The sequence below is a fragment of the Nocardia sp. NPDC051929 genome (assembly GCF_044548645.1).
GTDB lineage: Bacteria > Actinomycetota > Actinomycetes > Mycobacteriales > Mycobacteriaceae > Nocardia > Nocardia sichangensis.
Map to the genome: position 1 here is coordinate 22276 of NZ_JBIUCG010000005.1, position 19333 is coordinate 41608.

Annotated in this window: 13 protein-coding genes, 1 tRNA gene and 1 pseudogene; 5 read left to right on the forward strand and 10 right to left on the reverse strand. The window is 64.0% G+C overall.

Annotated features, from left to right (window positions below; genetic code table 11):
* Positions 1-4 precede the first annotated feature (4 nt).
* Positions 5-2131, forward strand: a complete 2127-nt coding sequence (gene brxL, locus ACIHAX_RS07750; RefSeq protein ID WP_397276391.1) for a BREX system Lon protease-like protein BrxL — start codon at positions 5-7, stop codon at positions 2129-2131.
* A 521-nt stretch (positions 2132-2652) separates the two neighbouring features.
* On the opposite strand, the gene ACIHAX_RS07755 is transcribed toward brxL, so the two are convergent.
* A complete protein-coding gene (locus ACIHAX_RS07755; protein ID WP_039798165.1) occupies positions 2653-2853 on the reverse strand; it encodes a hypothetical protein in 201 nt (66 codons plus the stop codon).
* A gap of 7 nt (positions 2854-2860) precedes the next feature.
* Entirely contained in the window at positions 2861-3070 is a 210-nt protein-coding gene (locus ACIHAX_RS07760) for a hypothetical protein (protein ID WP_397276394.1), read from the reverse strand.
* 251 nt (positions 3071-3321) lie between these two features.
* Here ACIHAX_RS07760 and ACIHAX_RS07765 point away from each other — a divergent pair, with 251 nt between their 5' ends.
* Positions 3322-3834 (forward strand): NUDIX domain-containing protein, encoded by a 513-nt coding sequence (locus tag ACIHAX_RS07765; protein WP_397276396.1) that lies wholly within the window; start codon positions 3322-3324, stop codon positions 3832-3834.
* 275 nt (positions 3835-4109) lie between these two features.
* Here the strand turns inward: ACIHAX_RS07765 and ACIHAX_RS07770 are convergent, their stop codons facing one another.
* From ACIHAX_RS07770 to ACIHAX_RS07780, 3 genes are read right to left on the reverse strand one after another with little or no spacing between them, the layout of a single operon-like run.
* Positions 4110-4808, reverse strand: coding sequence for a hypothetical protein (locus ACIHAX_RS07770; protein WP_397276398.1), 699 nt, complete (start codon positions 4806-4808; stop codon positions 4110-4112).
* Complete coding sequence (locus tag ACIHAX_RS07775; protein WP_397276400.1) at positions 4778-5923, reverse strand: radical SAM protein; 1146 nt, start codon at positions 5921-5923, stop codon at positions 4778-4780. Before ACIHAX_RS07775 ends, ACIHAX_RS07770 begins: the two co-directional genes overlap by 31 nt.
* Positions 5920-6600 (reverse strand): hypothetical protein, encoded by a 681-nt coding sequence (locus ACIHAX_RS07780; protein WP_397276403.1) that lies wholly within the window; start codon positions 6598-6600, stop codon positions 5920-5922. Before ACIHAX_RS07780 ends, ACIHAX_RS07775 begins: the two co-directional genes overlap by 4 nt.
* Before the next feature lie 317 nt (positions 6601-6917).
* Between ACIHAX_RS07780 and ACIHAX_RS07785 the strand changes: the two genes are divergently transcribed.
* A complete protein-coding gene (locus ACIHAX_RS07785; protein ID WP_397276404.1) occupies positions 6918-8216 on the forward strand; it encodes a helix-turn-helix domain-containing protein in 1299 nt (432 codons plus the stop codon).
* Here the strand turns inward: ACIHAX_RS07785 and ACIHAX_RS07790 are convergent.
* The 3 genes from ACIHAX_RS07790 to ACIHAX_RS07800 all read right to left on the reverse strand — a co-directional run bounded on the left by ACIHAX_RS07790 (position 8205) and on the right by ACIHAX_RS07800 (position 15165).
* Entirely contained in the window at positions 8205-9005 is an 801-nt protein-coding gene (locus ACIHAX_RS07790; protein WP_397276407.1) for an alpha/beta hydrolase, read from the reverse strand. The two genes, ACIHAX_RS07785 and ACIHAX_RS07790, sit on opposite strands and share 12 nt — an antisense overlap.
* A gap of 268 nt (positions 9006-9273) precedes the next feature.
* Positions 9274-14022: a MobF family relaxase gene (gene mobF, locus ACIHAX_RS07795; protein WP_397276692.1), complete on the reverse strand. Its 4749-nt coding sequence runs from the start codon at positions 14020-14022 to the stop codon at positions 9274-9276.
* Positions 14023-14460: 438 nt separating this feature from the next.
* Positions 14461-15165: a VanZ family protein gene (locus ACIHAX_RS07800; RefSeq protein WP_397276409.1), complete on the reverse strand. Its 705-nt coding sequence runs from the start codon at positions 15163-15165 to the stop codon at positions 14461-14463.
* Positions 15166-15930: 765 nt separating this feature from the next.
* Here ACIHAX_RS07800 and ACIHAX_RS07805 point away from each other — a divergent pair.
* Positions 15931-16830: pseudogene (locus ACIHAX_RS07805) on the forward strand (recombinase family protein); the annotation flags it as partial.
* Between the two features lie 742 nt (positions 16831-17572).
* Here ACIHAX_RS07805 and ACIHAX_RS07810 read toward each other — a convergent pair.
* Together ACIHAX_RS07810 and ACIHAX_RS07815 are read right to left on the reverse strand one after the other, a co-directional pair.
* A tRNA-Leu gene (locus tag ACIHAX_RS07810) sits at positions 17573-17657 on the reverse strand.
* A gap of 133 nt (positions 17658-17790) precedes the next feature.
* Positions 17791-18660 carry an NAD(P)-dependent oxidoreductase gene (locus ACIHAX_RS07815; protein WP_397276411.1) on the reverse strand — a complete coding sequence of 290 codons (870 nt, stop codon included), beginning with the start codon at positions 18658-18660 and terminating at the stop codon, positions 17791-17793.
* A gap of 144 nt (positions 18661-18804) precedes the next feature.
* On the opposite strand from ACIHAX_RS07815, the gene ACIHAX_RS07820 reads away from it, so the two are divergent.
* On the forward strand, positions 18805-19155 hold the full coding sequence (locus ACIHAX_RS07820; protein ID WP_355077950.1) for a helix-turn-helix domain-containing protein: 351 nt from the start codon (positions 18805-18807) through the stop codon (positions 19153-19155).
* Positions 19156-19333: the final 178 nt, after the last annotated feature.

Genomic DNA, 19333 nt, shown 5'->3' on the forward strand with positions numbered 1-19333 from the left:
GATGATGAGCGAAAACATCGACCTGAACCAGGCCGCGCCCATCGAGGACGTTCTGGAAGCCGAGGCGCCGCACGCAACGGGGCAGCCCAGCGATCTGGATCGCAAGATCAACGAGCACTTCGCTGGCGCCGTGGTCCGCAAGGACCTGGTCAAGGCGGTCAAGGGCAACGCGATCGTGCCCTCCTACGTGTTGGAGTACCTGCTCGGTCAGTACGCGGCCTCCGACGATGAGGCCACGATCCGGGCAGGCATCGACAAGGTACGAGAAATCCTGGCCCAGCATTACGTGCACCGCAACGAGTCCGAACTGGTCAAGTCGCGCATTCGTGAAAAGGGCCGCTTCCGGATCATCGACAAGGTGAGCGTCACCCTCAACGAGAAAGATGACGTCTACCAGGCATCCTTCGCCAACCTCGGAATCAGCGGAGTTCTCGTAGACCCGGGCACCGTCAACGCGAATCAGAAGCTGCTCGTCAGTGGCGTGTGGTGCCTGTGCGACATCGAATACTTCCACAGCGACGACCCCCGTGCCGTGCCATGGATTCTCGGCAGCTTGAAGCCGATCCAGATGTCGAACTTCGACTACCAGAATTACCTGGATGCGCGGGCGAAGTTTACCACGGACGAGTGGATGGATCTGCTGATCCAGTCGATCGGCTTCGACCCGGAGAAGTTCGGCCGTCGCGCCAAGCTACTCCAGCTCATTCGCCTCATCCCGTTCGTTGAGCGCAACTACAACCTTGTCGAGCTCGGCCCGAAGGGAACCGGCAAGTCGCACATCTACTCGGAGTTCTCGCCTCACGGCATGCTGATCTCCGGCGGAGAGGTCACCGTACCCAAGCTGTTCGTCAACAACGCCAACGGCCGCCTCGGGCTCGTCGGTTACTGGGACGTAGTTGCCTTCGACGAGTTCGCGGGCAAGAAGAAGCGCACCGACAGGGCGCTCGTCGACATCATGAAGAACTACATGGCGAATAAGTCGTTCTCCCGTGGAGTCGAGACCCTCGGCGCAGAGGCATCGATGGTGTTCGTGGGCAATACCTCGCACACCGTGCCGTACATGCTCAAGCACTCCGACCTTTTCGACGAGCTCCCCGAGAGCTACCACGACCCGGCCTACCTCGACCGGCTGCACTGCTACATCCCTGGTTGGGAATTCGACACGATCCGCGGCGACATGTTCTCCACCGGGTATGGATTCGTCGTCGACTACATCGCCGAGGTGCTCAAGTCGATGCGGGACCTCGACTATTCCGACCGCTACCAGCCGCATTTCACGCTTGGCTCAGACATCTCGAGCCGCGACCGCGACGGCATCCACAAGACCTTCTCCGGTCTCATGAAGCTGCTCTACCCGCATGAGAAAGCCACCGCTGAGGAGATCGAGGAGATCCTGCGCTTCGCGATCGAGGGGCGTAAGCGTGTGAAAGACCAGATCCTGCGTATCGACGACACCATGGTCGCGGTGAATTTCGGCTACCAGCCGCTGGCCGGCGAATGGACGGCCGTCACCACGCTGGAGGAAGACGAGTACCCGGGGCATTATCACCGTGGACGACCGAGTACAGGGGACGTCAATGAGGAAGCTGCGGATCCGGCTACGCCGGCGACCGCGGCTGCTTCGGCTACGGTCAAGGAGGAGTTGTACCAAGGCCAGCGGGACTTCGTCGAGAACCAGCGCGGAGTCTCCTACGAGACCCTTCTCATGCCGTACCTGCGTGGTGCGACGGAGATCGAGTTGCACGACCCGTATATCCGGATGAGTCACCAGGGCCGGAACCTGGTCGAGTTGCTGGCGTTGATCGCGTCGGCGAAGGACCCTGCTGACGAGGTGTTGTTCAAGCTGTTCACCCTCCTCGAAGATGATCCTGACAAACAGAAGAAGCAGTTGCAGATGCTCCACCAGATCGTTCAGGGATCCGCCCAGCAGGGGATAAAGGTAGAAGTGGCCAAGGACCCCGGGGGTCACGACCGCTGGATCCGCACCAACAATGGATGGCGCATCAACCTCGGTCGTGGTCTGGACATCTTCCAGAAGCAAGAAGGCGGCTGGTTCGACTTCGGTAGTACCCGTCAGGAGTTCCGCCAGGTTCGCGCCTTCGGAGTGACGTACATCCGAGATGACGGCTGACATCATTCCGAGATCAGAAACCGGACTGGCCTAAACCGTGCAGGTTAGCCGTCATCGCTACCGGCTGTCTTTCAACAGATTTCTACAGAAGGCGCGTGTTCGCCGCGTGCTCGGGCTGTTGAGGCGGGTGTCCGGCTGGGCTGCTCACGCTCGCCGAACTTCGTCGAGCGTGGTCACACCGGCAACCTCAAGGTGCTGGGCCGTCCCCCCAGGATGTTGGGCCCGTCCCCCATAGATCAGACCGATCGGTATTATAATTCTTGTTTGCCGGTGACCAGGATTTTCATCTGACCTGCACTTTCATGGCGAGTAGGCGGTCGTGGATGGCGTGTTTGTGTGTGCGGAAGTGGTCTTCGGGGCTTTGGCGGCGTGCGCTGCCGGTCCAGCAGGTGATGCGTTCCCAAGCGCGCCGCTTCACCGTAGTCACGTTGCCTGATTCAGTGTGTCATTAAGCCAGCTATGAACTCGGTGTCAGTGGCAGAGCCAGGTGGGCTGCGTCGCTCGGAGCTGCACTGTGGGATTCATTCCCACAATCGGGTGCACGGCAGTAGCGGCAGCAAGTCGTTGACCTCGTCGTCGATTGTGACGCTGAGTTTCGAGTCGGGGTAGCTGGCCGCGAGTGCGTCTGCGATATCTTGCGCTTGTTCGGCGGGTGCGCGGTAGTGCAAGTCGAGGCTGCCGGTTTCGATGTGGATGTGCCGGTATTCCCGGGTCTGATCCATGCGTCGCTCACCGGGGTTTGGTGGTTGAGGCGATGACCCGGCCGGCTTCGATGAGAGTTTGTAGCGCCGCGTCCTTTCTGCGGCAGTGCTTGGCCCGGCAGGCCCGGTGGATCTGCATGACCTGGTGTGCTTGGTACACGGTGAAGGGAACGACGGGCGCCTGGTGCGCCTGATCCTGGCACATGGCGATCAGCTGGTACATGGCGAGGGTGTGCATGCCGGTGCTCCGTTCGGGTCGCAATGAGAAGGTGCACCCGGCACCGAGGGCTTTCGCCACCGGTGCACCCCTGCGGTGGACCGGTGCGCCTTCGCGAGAGGAGGACGTCACCTGGGTACCGGGTGCAAGGCAACAGTTGCGGGTCCGGTGCTGCGGAGGTATTTCGATTCCTTCTGAGCCGCTATGCGTTCGGCGTATGCCGGATCACCAGTCGCCGCATTAGGCTTCGGTTTCTTTCACCGACTATGTCGATGAACTACCAGGTCAACCGATGGTTTGACGGAAAGGGGCATACGGTAATGAGCGTGACGGCAGACTCCGGTCACACTGCCAGGATGGAGCGGCACAAGGTCACCGGCGATGTTCATCTGTTGCTTCGCCGCGCTGATGAGGTGTTGTTCGGTCGACGCGAGAACACGGGATTCGAGGACGGGGCGTGGCATCTCCCGTCCGGGCATCTCGAGGCCGGGGAGTCGGTGGTCGAGGCGGTGGTGCGCGAAGCCGCGGAGGAGATCGGCGTACGAATTGAGCTTGCCGATGTGCAGTTCAGTCACGTCATGCACAACTCGTCCTCGGGCGGGCGTATGGCTTTCTTCTTCACCGTGCGCTCGTGGCGGGGAGAGCCGACGAACCTGGAGCCGGAAAAGTGCAGTGGACTCGACTGGTTCGCTATGGATGCGCTTCCGGACCGCATGATCAGCTACTGCCGGACCGCGATCCAGCACATTGCCAAGCAGGATCCATTCTCGACCTTCGGCTGGTAGGTCCGAGCGTGCCGACGCAGTGGCTGTTCTGGAAGCCGGCGGCAACGCTCCGCTCAGTTGTTTGCCCCATCAGCTGCGAATGTGACCCGGATGAGCGGCCACTGCCCTTCGGACTCCAGCAGACGACCGTGGCGGTGTCGTGGTCGGTTAAACAGCGGAGGCGCTGGATAGGGCGCAGCGCGGTCGCTTGTGTCGGCAGGTGGGGTGTCGTGGTGCTCATGACACCCCACAGCCGATTCTGACCAATGTTGTCCAGGGTGTCGGGCCTCGCGCTGTCAGAACAGTTGCCAGCCGTTCAGCTGTCCGATCAGTTCCTGGAGCCGCTGGGCACTCATTCGTTTCCGCTGGGCTTCCTCAGCGGTTTCACGGTTCGCGCCGGTTTGCCACCATGTGTGGCTGGTGTTGCGGTCCATGACGAGGAAGCGGTCTTTGACGGCGGGGCCGCGGATGACGAGTGAGACGGTGTACGGTTCGGCGACTACGGCGTGGACCATGCTGTGGTGGAGGGCGTAGCTGGTGCCGACGGGTTCTTCGCGTGCGTGCAGGACGGGCAATGTGTTGGGGTTGATGTGTTCGTCGAGTTCGGCGTTGCCGAACAGGTAGTGGCGGTAGTGGCCGCGCAGGATACGGCTGGCGTAGGACCAGCGGTGGTTGTGGGGGCGGTCGAAGTAACCGGGCAGAAAGACATGCAGCCGGACACGGACCCCGGATTCGCGATCGTCGAAGAGCACGATTTTGTCGAGAATGTCGTAGTGTTCGCACAGGGCCATCAGCTCTGTCCGGTTAGGTAGGTCGGTGAGCCGATGACGGATGGCCACCGGGTCGGTAGCCAGGGTGTCGAGTGCTGCGCGGCAGGTTTGTTCGACTTCGTCGATGTCTTCCCAGTCGATCTCACGCAGCTGGCCGACCACGTGGTCCAGCGCGTCGGTGGGTCTACGCATGACTATTCCTCCGGTTTGGCGCTGGATTTCCACAGTCGGCACATGGGCACGATGTCGTCGTAGGCGGTGCAGGAGGCTTGGCCCATAACGAGTTCTTCGGCGGGGCAGCCGCCGAGGCAGGCGGTGGCTTTGCATCCGCCGCAGGAGCTTTCGGCCAGAGCACTTGTGAACAGGTCGAATTCGTTGACTCCGTGGTTGAGTTGCACTTGGCCATCGACCATTTGGGCGAAGTGCAGGTCGGTGTCGAACAGGTAGGAGCAGATGTAGCAGCGGCCGTCGGGAAAGATTGAGATGCGGTCGAGCGTGCGGCCGATGCAACCTTGGTAACCCTCTGCGGCGTAGCGATCCATTTGGTCGCGGCGTGCGTAGGTCGGCTGATACCAGACACGTGTCTTGAACTGGGTGGAGATGTCGGTGAGGCGGTCGCAGAAACCCACCCATTCCGGCGGGGTCATGGCCATGTCAGAGTTACCGTGGCCGGTGCCGATGGTCGAGAAGACGTGGAATTTGACCAGGCTGACACCAAGGAAGTCTGCGATGTCCAGCAGCTGCAGCACGTCGGGTTCGTTGGCATTGTTGACAGTGCAGATGATGCGGGTGTCGAAGCCGCGCTCGACCAGCTCGGCGGTTGTCGCCAGCGCGGCAGCGAAGGTCCCTTCGCCGCGGATGGCGTCATGGGAGGCGGCAGTGCCGCCGTCGAGGCTGACTTGGATGTAGGCGAAGTCGTCGGGCTGCAGTTGCCGGAAGCGGCGCAGGGCGGGTTTCTGGGCGTTGGTGGTGGTAATGACGTGCTCGTACCCCAGTTTCTTACTGAGCCGGATGACGTCGCAGTAGTGCGGGTGCAGGGTGGGTTCGCCGCCGAGTATGGTCAGTTTGCTGCCGCCGAGGCGCCGCCAGGTGGTGAGGGTGTCGACGATCTTCGATAGCGGCATCTTCAATGCTCGCTCCAGTCTTTCGCCCATGTAGCAGTGCTCGCAGCGCAGTTGGCACGCTTCGGTGATGTAGAGGTAGACGTTGCGGAACCGGCCATAGTTCACACGGTCGATGCGGTCGGGTTCGGGCACACCCGCGTTGCGAGGCATGCGGCCGTGGCCGTAACCGTCACCGCTTGCGCGTGGGGTGGGGTTGGGCAGATCAACAGCGGTCATCGCACAGGACTCCGGGAAATGAGCAGCGGCGCAAGCAGGTCGGCTGCGCCGTTGATGGTGTGGGTAGTGTCGAGTTGGGTGAGTGGGATGTCGGCGCTGCGGAATGCGGCACGGATCCCAGCGGCGGTTTGGTGATACCGCTGCGTCCTGGCGCGCAACAACCGCGGTGAATCCCCACGACGCGGATGCAACAGTCCGCCACAACGAGCACACGTCCACGGGTCATCCGCGGCGGCGATCGCCGGCAGGCGGGGATCGTTGATCGGATCGCGTTCGCAGTGATGGCACACCCTCCGGTTGCGGGCACGTTGAGTCAGCGTCTTGAGATCTGTCACCACCTCGATGGCCTCGATATGACACGGCGTCAACGCCCACACCGTCGCCAAGAGCTGATCGACCTGCGCGGCCGAACCGGGGAAGTTGTCGAACAACACCGTGTGGACGTCCGGGTCCTTGTCGATGGTGTCGAGATACGCCCGCAGCGCCGCTGCCACGGCGCGTTCATCGATCCAGCCGAGACGATCCGGACGCGCAGCGGTCGCTTCCAGCACCTCTGGGGAGACGTGCTCCCGCAACCGGAACACCTGACGCCCAGGTGCTGATCCCAGGCGCAGCGTGAGGGTTGTCTTGCCCGCGGCGGGCGGGCCGAAAATGGGAACGACTAGGGACAATGCCACGGCTTACCCCTTTCCTTAGCGGCGTTTTCGTGACCGAACCAGCGTCGGATCAGCACGGGAAAACGACCACGACTAGCTGGTATGCGGGGTATGCATCGGACGTATAGTCGAAGCTGTCGAGTGGTTGGTAGGTTCACGCGATCAAGCAAGGCGACAACCCCAAAGTCGAACCTCGGGAGCGGCCCCCCATGAGTCGGGTACCAGTGGCACGGCGCTACTGCGCCCGATGCGGAACCAGACTCAATGGTTACAACACTGATTCCCTCTGCGGTCCCTGTGAGGTCACTACGCGTAGCGCGCGTCTCGAGCCACCCGGTGTGCCCACCACGTTCTGGCAGACCGACCAGATACGCGATGCCCTCGCCACCTGGCATATGGGTCGCGTCATCTACGCGTATCGAACGCATCCCTTCCACGGTCGGCAGCTGCCCCAAGAGCAGGTAGCGAGCTGGCTCGGCCTCACTCAGGCGCAGCTGAGCCGGATTGAGAAAGGTCCGGCGCCTGAACAGCTATCGAAGTTGACCCGCTGGGCGCAGACGTTGAAAATCCCGGCCGAACTGCTGTGGTTTCGTCTGCCGGACGGCGATGCGATGTCTGCGGAGGCAACCGACGGTGCCCGTCACAGCGCGATTGCGTTGGCGCGTTGGTTGATGTCGAACGGCACTGGTTCGCTGCCAGTAGGCCTTGCCGGGGATTTGCAGCGAGTCGGTGAGGCGCTGGAGGATGCTCGTCGCTATTTCGACGGGTCAGTCGTGGACTTCTTCCGCATGCAACTGGCCCGATGCAAGACCGATGACGGATCGCTTGGACCGGCGGATGCATTGCCGCTGACCCTTTCCGTTCTCGAGGTGATCCGACGGCACTGTCGGGAGGTACGCCCGGACGTTCAGCGTGAACTGCTAACCGTCGGTGCGGACGCGGCGGAATTCGCAGGCTGGTTGTACCGGGATCTGCACGATCCGGTAGCAGCTACCGTGCTGTACGACCGTGCGATGGAATGGGCCCAAGCGTCGGGCAACCTGCCCATGCAGGGCTACGTCCTGTTGAAAAAATCCCAGATGGCATACGACAGCCGCGATACCGGCACGCTGTTGACCCTGGCGCAAGCCGCCAAAGACGGGCCATGGCAGTTGCCCGCACGCGTGAAGGCTGAAGTCGTGCAACAGGAAGCGTTGGGCCTCGCTATGGTCGGCGAACCCCTCCGCGTGGTCGCTGAAACGCTCGATGAAGCCCAGCACCTCTTGAGCAGTGCGCGAAATATCGCTGATGAGCGTTTGACCAGCTATTTCAACGAGGCCACGTTGTTGGTTCGCTCGGCGTGCTGCTATACAGAGGCGGGCAAGCCGTCGATAGCCACACAACTGTTCAGCAAGGTGTTGGCCGGTGACGTGTTGTCACGTCGGGACGCAGGATTGTTCGGAGCCAGGCAGGCGAAAGCCTTCGCGTTGAGCGGAGAACCGGACGAAGCCGCCCGGGTCGCTGTCGAATCAGTGGTCATCGCCCGCGAAACCCGCTCGGAACGGACAATGAACGTCATCGTCGATGTCGTCCGTGCCCTCGACCCTTGGAACCACCGACCACAGGTGCGTCAACTGCACGACGCACTACTGTCGTGAGACGACTCCAGTGGTCAGCCACTCGGCAACGAGGCTGATCACCTCGGCCTGATACTTCTGGCTCCTGGGATTCAGGTATTGGGGGTCGTCGTGCACCGCGAAGCCGTGTTGAGATCCCTCGATCTCGACCAACTCAACAGGTGCCGTGAACTCGGCTACAGCCGCACGAGATCCCTCGATCGGAACCAAGGTGTCCGCGTTGCCGTGCACGACCAGCGTCGGCATCTTGATCTCATCCAGAACCTCGTTCGGCTTCAGCCAAAACACTTCATTCAGCAACGCTCGGCCGTGCTTCAGCGTAGGAGTGAACTGGACGGCCCCAGTCTCATTCAGCTCTCTGGCCTTCTCATCATTGATGACGTCACCGCTCCAATAGTCGCGGCTGTCGATGGTGCGCTTCTTGTAGTCCAGCTGGGGGTTCAGTAGGACGAGGCGGCATAGGTCATCGCTCCGCTTGGCGCAGTAATAAGCACAGACGCCGCCACCGAAGCTGGCGCCCAGCAGACTGATCTGTCGCGCACCGCTCGCCTCTCGCAAGGAGGCAACTGCGACGCGGATGTCGTTGAGGATCATCGACAGCGTGAGTTCTTCCTGTCTTCCTTCGCTTTCGCCGTGACCGCGTAGATCGAAACGGAGCGACGCGACCCCAGCCTCAGCAAGGCCATCCGCGAGGCGAGTAAAGAAACCGCCCTCCTCTCTGGTGACCCCTCCACCGTGTACCAGGACGATGGCGCGGTTGTCCTCATGTTCGGGAGTGACCACGGTAGCGGCGAGGTGGAGACCATCCAACGTGCGGATTCGAGTAACGGTACTAGACGAGGGCACCGCACCAGTCAATCAGATTCGCCCATGTTCCCGTCGTATCGTCATGCATGCTGACGAGTGACGCCACCCGACACTGACTACCGTGGCGGCACGTATCCGGCGATGACCACCGTGCCGCAGCGCAACTCTCGATCAAGCAGCGCTGGCCTGGTTTTTGATGTCGGCCAATGAGAAATCTAATGGCGCGCCACGTGTCGACGGATCTGGTGTGCTTGGCGCAGAAGCAGCAATACTACAGTTCGTAGTCGTAGCTGTATTCGTAGTCAGTGCCTGTTTCGGTTGCTTCAAAGGGCTCTTCGCAGCTTGCCCAGGTATCGGTGGGGGCTGTTGGTTGCGCAGAGGCCGGGTCGTGGTGCGTATCCAAATCGAGATGGCGTCGAGCCCGGTCTTCGAGGTCGCGTTGCGGCGGTGTCAGCTGCGTGCGGCGTTGCTGTTCGGTGAACGCGTCGTCGAGTTGGCGCTTCTCGTGAAGCCAGCGCTGTTCTGCCTGCGCCAGTTCGTGTGCAAACGCGCTGTCGCTCGTGTCTGCGGTCGCCAGCTCGGCGGCGCGCGCGGCATGGTTGTCGGCACGGTGAAGGATTGAGTCCCAGTTGTCCTGCGCTGTGCGCACTGCGGCTTGGGCGCGGCGGCTGGTCTCGCGGGCCGCAAGGAGATCCTTTTCGGCATCGTTGAGGACTTGGCGCAGGTGCTCGAGGCGGGATGCGTGCTCCGTGCGGGCGGTGCGTGCGGAGTCGGTGTTAGTGCGCCACCAGGGGATCTTTGGTGGGTTCTTCTGCGCGGTTGCCTGTTGCCGGTGAGCGCGGGTGAGGGCGTGTTCGGCGGCCGCGACTGTGGCCTGTACGGTGCGGGCGGTGCGGATCGCTGCCGCGTGTTGGTCGAGTTCGGCGTGAGCGCGGCGTACAGCGTCGGCGTCGCTGCCGCGCTCAGATCGCTGGCTACGTTCGATGATGAGCCCCATGTCCAGGATCGGGTCGAGATCGAAATCGCGCCGAGCAGACTGGATCTCGTCTTCCAGTTCCCTATCGCTCATGCGGCGCCACTGGTCGACCCGGAGTTCAGAGACCGCGCGGGCGAGTTGGTCGGCGCGGCGGCGCTGCGCGTCGTCGAGCGTTTCGACCAGTCGCCAGCGTAGCGCGGCGGCGGGCTGTTCATCCGGTAACGGGCGCTGCGTGGCGGCGGCGCGGACGGCAGTCGGTACGTCCAAGCCGGTGCCAGCGACATGGGACAGCTCCTCGGCCAGTTGTGGCCAATACGGGTCAGTCGTTATCCGTTTGTCGACTTCTTGGGCGAGCGTTGCCCAGCGGCGGGTGTTGGTGTCGAGGTCTCTGAGACGCGACCGCACTGCCGCATCCAGCTGGAGCTGGGTGCGGCGTTCGTCGACCGGGTATTGCACCGGTCCGGTCAGGCGGCGGTCGCGGTCGGGGACCGCGTGTGCTGCCCGCCAGATGGCGAGTGAGGCGGTGAGGTTCGGGTCGTGTTCGCCGAGCTGCCGCGCCCACACTGGTGCAGTTTCGGGTCTCCAGGTGTGGGTCGTAGCGCCGATTTGGGCAGCAAGATCCTTGATCTGGGCCGCGCGTACCCGCAAGTGTTCGCCGAAGTCGGAGTCGTCGCGCAGCGCCGGCGGGATCACCGGTATCCATCCCAGTGGGCCGCCGTCGATGGTTCGATTGCCGATGCGCCACACCAGCACGGCGGCTTTGTCGTCGGCAGTGTCGAGTTCCCGCGCGGTGATGGCGTCGCTGAGCGTCGTGATCGGGTCGCGCCCGGCCAGGGCGACCATGGCCAGGCGCTGGCGCAGCACTGGCCACGCCTCCTCATCGGTGAGACCGGGCACCAAGCGTTCGGCGGCCGCGGCGACGGCGGCGTGGTGCTCGTCGCCGAGCACTGCGTCGGCGGCCGTGGTAAGTGCCTCGAGGTAGGCGTCGACGACTCCGGCGAACTGCCGCTGCGGGTCGGCGGCTTGGCGGGCCTGGGTAGTCGCGGAGACTTGGCCCCCGTCGCGGCCGAGGATCTTGGTCAGCAGGTCGATCGCGGTTGGTGGATGCAGCGCGTTCCACGTCTCGGCGGGAGCGTCCTGGCCGTCGCCTGCGGTGGCGAGGTAGAGGTGTCCGCCGGCGCGGGCGCGGGTGGCCAGCACATACAGCTGGAAGCAGTCCTCGCTGCCGGTCAGCACGCCGTGGCAGGTGTCGGTGGTGAGCCCTTGCGCGGAGTTGATCGTGCGGGCGTAGCCGAGCTCGACGCATTCACGCACGTAAGCGGTGGGCAGGGTGACTTTGCGGCCGGATCCGATGTGGGTAGCCGTGATCCGCCCGTCCGGGTAGACGGCACGGACCTTCCAGCGGTAGCCGTTGCGGACGTGATCGGTTTGGGAGATCCGCAGCCGATAGTTGTTCTCCCTGGTCGTGATGATGTCCCCGACAGATGCCGAAAGCCCATCCGACAGCAGCATTTCCGGTCCGTGCAGGCCTTCGCGGCGGAGGCGTTCGTCGCGGGCGAGGGCGTTGAGCTGGCGCACCAGTTCGTTGGTCGGCGCCAGCAGCGCGACGTCGCGGCCTTGGGCGTAGTCGAGTCGCCAGGCCCGGTACGCGGCGTGGACGGCGGCGCCGAGGGTGCCGACGTGGACGCGGCCGTGGTCGGTGTAGAAGGCGATCGCGGCCGTATCGCCGTGGCGTAGGGCGAGGCTGGCGGCGCGCTCGCTCGGGTTGTCGAAGCGGACGACGCTGGTGAGGGTGGCGGCTCCGGCGTGGTGGACGATGTCGCGGATCACGCCTCCGGCCTGCACGGAGGACAGTTGCCGGTCATCACCGACCGCGCGCACGCTGGCCCCGCGTTCGATCAGCCAGGACACGGCCGCATCCAGTTTCAGGGTGGGTGTTTTCGCGGCCTCGTCCAGTACGACGAGGGTGCGGGGTCCGATCACCCGCACCCAGTCCGGTGCGTCGTCGAGGGCCCGCTCGCCCGACCGGATGTCGTTGATCACCGTGACGAGCATGTCTACGGTCTTGGAGTCCGCGCCGATCTCGCTGCCGAGGACACCGGCGGCCGGTCCTTCCGGTGCCAGCCCGAGCACGGTGCCGCCCTCGGCGGTCCAGGCGCGCACCAGCGCGGCCATGGCGGTGGTCTTCCCGGTCCCGGCCGGGGCGACCGCGACATGGAACCGGCGTCCGGAGGTGGCGAACTCGCGCAGCAACTGGACCTGGCCGTCGTTGAGCACCTGGCCGTTGTTGTTGGCGGCGTGCTCGATGATCGCGGCATCCACCGCGGCCGCCGCAATGGTGCGCCCGCCTTCGAGCAGGCTCGCCGCGATCAGGCGTTCCTCGGCCGCGAGGATCTGTGGGCTGGTGTAGAGCTGGGAGCCGGAGGTGGTGAACACGCTGGTTCCGTCGCGGCGGGTCAACGCCTCAACGGTGGGTGCGATGTCTTCGGCCTCTGGTGTGCCGCGGGGGATCGACCGGGGCTCGCTCAAGGCGGTGTCGGTGACCTGGGTGATGAGGGTGTGCCAGTCTGCGGGGTTGATGCTGCCGCGTAGCTGGCGGGTGGCTTCGGCGCGAATGTGGCGGAATTGCCAGGTCGCCCGGGAATCGGATACGACCTCCACCACTCTCGCGGCGGTCGCGGCGACCCACGCGGCGTCGGCGACCTCCCGCTGCGGGATCGGCTGTCCCAGGGCGGTCGCGACCATCGCATCGACCGCGCTCTCACCACCCAGCAGCTGCACGCCATCACGTCGCCAATCAGCGCGTTGCTCAGCACGCGAACGTGCCGCCACCTTGTGGCCCCTGGTTTTCAAGGTGGCTTCTTGGGCGAGGTCGTGCAGCTCACCCGGTGTCGGTGCGCGGCCACGCTCGGCCTGAAACCGCGTCGTGCGGGTGGTCAACTCGGCATCCACCGCAGCCGATCGCTTCGACCATTCCTCGGCCAAGCGCTCTTCGACGCCGACGATCTCCCGCACCGGCCGCTTCCCGCGCCGGCGTCGGCTGCTGCTGTGGCGTTCGGCGAACTGCACGCCGACCGACTGCTCGAGGTAGTGCTCCAACCGGGTGTTGAACAGCTCGGAGGCGGCGACGTTGTGCTGGTAGATCATCCTGCCGTCGAGTGCACCCCACTGCCCGTCATGGCGTTTGACCGCGTTCGAGATCACCACGTGGACGTGCAGATTCGGGTCACCCGCGCGACTATCGCGGTGCTGGAAAGCGGTGGCGATCAGGCCACCGACGACGTCGACCTGGCGGCGACTGTGCCGCCCGACCCGGGTGAACACCGCGTGCTCCTCCAGATAGGCCAGCACATCCTGCAGGGCGGCATCGACGGCGGCCTCGATCTTCTCCGACACCTCGCGAGGCGCCAGCGCCCACAACGTCGACACCGACTTGACCGGCGAGAACGTGAGGTCGAACCCGGCGACCCGCTTCGACGGCGCCCGGCTGGCGCGAGCCACCCAGCCCGACAATTCCCGGTCATCGCGGGGTGGGCGGCCATATTCCTCGGCGAACATGCGCCCAGCAACGTCGGTGGCGATGCGGCTGCGCTCCTCAGCGGGGATCGGGGCGTAGTGGACGCGGCCGTGCTCGGCGTTGTAGGCGGCATACGCGTGGGCCCGCTCGTAGCGGTAGGAGTACTCCGCGGCCACGTGTTTCGTGAACGGAGCACCCAGCCTTACCAGGCGTACCGCGTGCGCCCGCGCCGTGCGTCGCGAGATGCCGTCTGCGGCGCGGGCTTCTACTTCGGCGGCGATCATCACCTCGGCGTTCGGATGCAGGCCGTGACCGAACAACGCCCGCATCTGCGCTTCGGTCACCACCTCACCGACCTCGATACCGACGTTCGGCAGGCCGGAACCCAGCCAGCGGCCCGGGGATTCGCCGCGCTCGCTGTAGTAGGTCGAAAGGTCCTGCGGACCGCGATCGTTCACGTCCTGCGTGGCGATCGAACGAAGGTAATACTGGTAGCCGTCGCCACTGCCGAGCTTCGCCAGTGACATCACACAGTCCACCGTACGCGCTCTTACTGCGAAGTGACCGTGATGTTTCCGCGACCAGGGAGCATGAGGTGTGGCAGATTCTGGTTCATATGTGCTGGTAGTGGCCGGTTTCGAGTTTAGCGGAAGGGCTGGCTAGAGGTTGGTTGGATAGCGGTGGGAGCACATGCTAGTTGCGAGTTGAGCATTCGAATATTCTGTGAGATCGAATGAATTGAGGGTTGCATGGCCCTGGCTGGCTCTGTTCGCGAACTGTGACGTCAGTTGTTCGCCGATCCTGGCGGCGTGTCGCGACCTACACCTCGTCGGAAGTGTTCATGAATGCCGACGGCAGAGCAGGTCAAGGACTCGGCCGAGCAGCCATCACGTGCCGAGACACGCGGTAGTGCCGGTGTGCGGGTGGTCGGCGTCACGAGATCGACTGCGGCGCAGGATCTCCGCTCATGCCGATTTCCGCGCATCCAGCGGGATCGGTCTCGAGTGTGGATCTATCGATCGGGGCAGCTCGTCGCGGATGGCTGGTATCGCCCCAGCGGCTACGCACTTCTCGGTGATCTCCCTACTCGGGGAAGTCGGCTGGCCGACGCCGTCTCGGTCGGAGTCGATGCCCCGTGTCGGCTCTTCGGGTAATGCCGGCTCGGAACGGTCGGTAAGTGCGCGCGGCGCCCACAGATGTCGTGAGAGCTGGCCCGCCAGGCATGCACCGGCCGCGTTCAACAGCACGTCGTCGACGGATGAGTGACGGCCGATAGCGAGGGCGAACTGTGCAGCCTCCACCGCGATCGAAGCTGCTGCTCCCACCAACAGGATGCGGTACGAGCGGGCGAACCAGGGTCGGCGCACGGGCAACAGGAAGCCGAGTGCGGCGAAGACCAACAGATTCCCGCCGAACTGCTCGATTACCCGGTCGTGGGCCAGTTGCTCGGCCAGATCACGCAGCGGCACGAGATTCAGCGAACGACCTCTTCCGGTCGGCGTGAGGATCATCCACAACCACGGCGCGGTACCCGTCACCATCCCGACATCGCACAGCGCCGCCCGCCACCCGCGCCGCCCAACCAGCTGCCAGGCCACGAGACCGGCTACCGGTATCGCGGCGATCGCGGCCACCACGACCCCACCCCACGCCTCCCATGTCCCGTTCACCCCGCCAGTATCACCCAAATCACCAGCGCCACAGACCTGGCCGAAATCCCATCCACAGGCTGCACTTATCGCCGCCCACGCGCATCCATTGAGAGCTAACGGAGCATGGAGCTCGAGTGCGCACCTGTCGGCGCTCTGACGGACCCTCGGCTACAGGTGGTGGCGAAATCGCCGTGTTTCGGCTTTCATGGAAGGCGGGAGAATCGGCAGGCATGGAGGAGCCATGCCTTTCGATCTCCACGGTGAGCCCTCTACCGGCCATCTCGGCGCCCGAGCTCGTCCTGGGCCTTTGTCTCCCGCGGCGGCGCGCTCATCGTTCACCTCTACTCGCACCAGCACACCGGTCTGCCGTTCTTGGCGGAGGGATTGCCACGACCGAACGCGCGCGGCTCGTGATTGGTACAGAACGAGGTGCCGGTCGTCATCGGTCAGCTACCAGTCGGCCAGCGTAGCCGAGGACGTGTGCCGTGTGCCCTGATGGCAGCAACGCGCATGATCAGGCTGCCAGAAGCCGCACGAACGATGTCACTGTCGTCGTTGCAGAGGACCCGCCTCAGCTCAACGCCATGGCCGCTAAAGTGTTGCTGGAGATCATTCTCCGACATGTCCGCGAGACTCGTGTCGAGACCGTCGATAGTCCCGGACCGAGTCCAGCATTAACACCACGGCCGACTCCCTCCAGCTCAACTTCCGAAGAGGAGGCAGTTCGGCCAGGTCACCACCGAACGCCGATGTCTTTCTCACCCAGTAGGAGGAATCGCAGCAATGATCAGGTTCGCTTTCGCCGGGCGGGTCTCCACCGAGGACCAGCAAGATCCGGAAGCGTCTCGCAACTGGCAGCTCGGACGAGCGAACGCCCTGGTCGGTCAGCACGGGCAGATCGTCGTCGAGTTCTTCGACATCGGGCAGTCGCGGTCGATTCCCTGGAAGCGCCGCCCTGCGGCCGGGCGGCTGCTCGAGCTGCTGAAAGAGCCCGAGCGAGGGTTCGACGCGGTCGTGATCGGCGAACCGCAGCGCGCGTTCTACGGCAACCAGTTCGGGCTGACGTTTCCGGTGTTCGTCCACTACGGCGTGCAACTGTGGGTGCCGGAGGTCGGCGGTCCGATCGATCCGGACTCCGAAGCGCACGATCTGATCATGTCGGTGTTCGGCGGTATGTCCAAAGGCGAACGCAACCGCATCAAGATCCGCGTCCGCGCCGCCATGGCCGCGCAAGCGCAAGTCGAGGGCCGCTACCTCGGCGGTCGGCCACCCTACGGGTACCGTCTCGCAGACGCCGGGCCTCATCCGAATCCGGGCAAAGCCGCCGACGGTAAACGGCTGCATAACCTTGAACCCGACCCTGTCACCGCGCCGGTGGTGCAGCGGATCTTCAGCGAGTACTTGTCCGGCATAGGGATTTTCGCTATTGCGCAACGCCTCACCGCCGACAACATCTTGTGCCCGTCGGCCTACGACCGCAGGCGCAACAGCCATCGCTCCGGCGCCGCGTGGTCCAAGAGCGCGGTGCGCGCGATCCTGGGCAATCCGCGCTACACCGGCTACGAGGTATGGAACAAACAGCGCAAGCAGGAGTCCCTCATCGACGTCGATGACGTCGCCTTGGGCCATCACACCCGAATGGCGTGGAACGCGAAGACGGAGTGGGTCTACTCCGACCAACCTGCCCATGGTGCGCTCATCAGTAAGGACGTCTTCGAGCAGACGCAACTTCGACTTGCCGCCCGAGGCCCGCAGTCGACGGGCAGGACCACGACCCGTCGTCAGCACCCGTACGCCTTCAAGGGACTGCTGTTCCATGACGCCTGCGGACGCCGCATGCAAGGCAACTGGAACCACGGGCTGCCGCACTACCGCTGCCGGTATCCCTCCGAGTACGCCCTCGCCAACAAGATCGACCACCCGACAACCGTCTACCTGCGCGAAGACCAGATCAGCGGCCCGATCGATTCATGGTTGGCCGAGATATTCCACCCCGACCGGATCGAGCATTCGCTGACCATGCTCGTAGACGCCCAGACCGACAACACACCCGCCATCGAGAGTGCACGACGATCACTTGCCGAACACGACCGCAAACTATCCAGGTACCGAGCAGCACTGGAAGCGGGCACCGACCCGGCCCTTGTGGCGAGGTGGACCCAACAAGTTCAGCGCGAACGCCAGGCCACCGCCGCACAGCTCACCGCACTGGAAGCCGAGAAACGCTCAGATCACCACTTGAACAAGGAGGAGATCCACCAGCTTGTGACCTCACTGGGCGGGCTGGTTCACATACTGAAGGCGGCCGACCCCAGCGACAAACTCGAGGTCTACCGGCAACTCGGTCTGAAGCTCACCTACGACCACGAAAAACGGGTGGTCGTGGCAGAAACTGCTCCACAACCACCCGTGTGCGTAGTGTCTGTGTCCGGAGGGGGACTTGAACCCCCACGCCCGATAAAGGGCACTAGCACCTCAAGCTAGCGCGTCTGCCATTCCGCCACCCGGACCGGTGTGCCCAGCAAGATTATCGGATCATCTCCGTGTGGACCAAATCGCGGCTTGACCTGCGGATTCTTGAGCGTTTGCGGGCGACGGGCGTGTGGGCCGCACCGGCGGAAGGAGTGCGGCCCACGCGGGGGATCAGAGAAGTTCTTCGAAAGTGCGTTCGAAGCCGAAGGCTCCTCGACCGTCGGCCACTTGGCGGTCGAGGAGGGTTTTCAAGGGGGCGATGAAGTCGAGGGTGACGTGGGCGTCGCGGCTGGCGCGGTTGATCGCGTCGAGTGCGGCTTTGTGGAAGGCGATGGACTGGATGGGGTCGGTGTAGGTGGCGGTGTCGATGACGGTGCCTTGGTGCGGTAAGGATTGGGTCATCGCGGTGAGCCATGCGGCGGCTCGTCGGCCGAATTCGGCGGCGGGGACGCCGACCGACCGCATCATGGCCGCGCCGTGCAGGAAGCCGCCGAACATGGCGTACATGGCCGCCAGCAGGGCGAAGTCGTAGGTCGAGGCGAGGCCCGCGTCGTCGCCCAAGTATTCTGCGGCAGCGAGTAATTCGAGGGATTCGTGGTGTGCGTCGAAGACCGCCCGTGAGCCGCTGTAGAGGATGGACGCGCCCGGCTGTCCGATCATGGGTGGTATCGCCATGATGCCGCCGTCGAGGTAGTCGCAGTCGTGACGGGCCGCCCAGGCGGCGAGTTCGCGGGCCTCGTTGGGGGCGGTGCTGGTGAGGTTGATCAGTTGCCGTCCGGCCAGTCGGTGGGCTACCGGGTCGAGGGTGGCGTGCACCGAAGCGTGGTCGAGCAGTACGGCGATGATCGGGCCGTCGGTGTCGATCGCCTCGGCGATGGTGGCGACGCTCGTGGCTCCGGCGGCGCGGAGGTCGGCGTCCTTGCCGGGGGTGCGGTTCCACACGGTGGTCGGCAGCCCCGCCTTCAGGAAGGTCGCGGCGAGCGCCTGCCCCATCGCGCCGAGTCCCAGGATGGTCACCGGGGTATTCGTGGTCTCCGCCATTGCGGGTTCAGCTCCTTTGAGGTCGAGAAAATCCTGGTCAGCGCGCTGAAATCAAGAGTGCTCGATGACCGGCGGGCGGGCAAGTACCTACTATTTTGTGGGGTACTTACCGAATGGTTTGTGAACAGGTGGAGAGGGTGGACGATGGGCTCGAAGCGGTCGGGGCCGTACTTCTGCGGGATCGATGCGGCGATGGATGTCGTCGGTGGCAAGTGGAAGGCGCTGATTCTCTGGGAGTTGGACAACCACCGGGTTCGGCGCTTCGGCGAGCTCCGCAAGGGGCTGCCCGGCGTCTCGGAGAAGATGCTCATCCAGCAGCTGCGGGAGCTGGAGGAGGACGGCATCGTCGACAGGACCGTCTATCGGGAAGTGCCGCCGCGGGTGGAGTACCGGTTGACCGAGATCGGTGTCGCGCTGAACGCCGCGCTGGAGCCGCTGGGCGCGTGGGGGCGGGAGCGGATCGATCGGATCGGCGCGCGGCGGGTGCATGAGTAGCTCGGAAGTGAATCCTTCAAAAGTGAATGTTTCACTTGGGCAACATGGTTCAGCGGAAGATCAAGCTACTAGTTGGTAACTTGAGTTAATTTTGTGCACACCGAAGGTAATTGACGCCTAACCGGACGCGTCGTATGTTCCACGTCACAACTTTTGCAAGATGTGGGTGGCTTCGCAG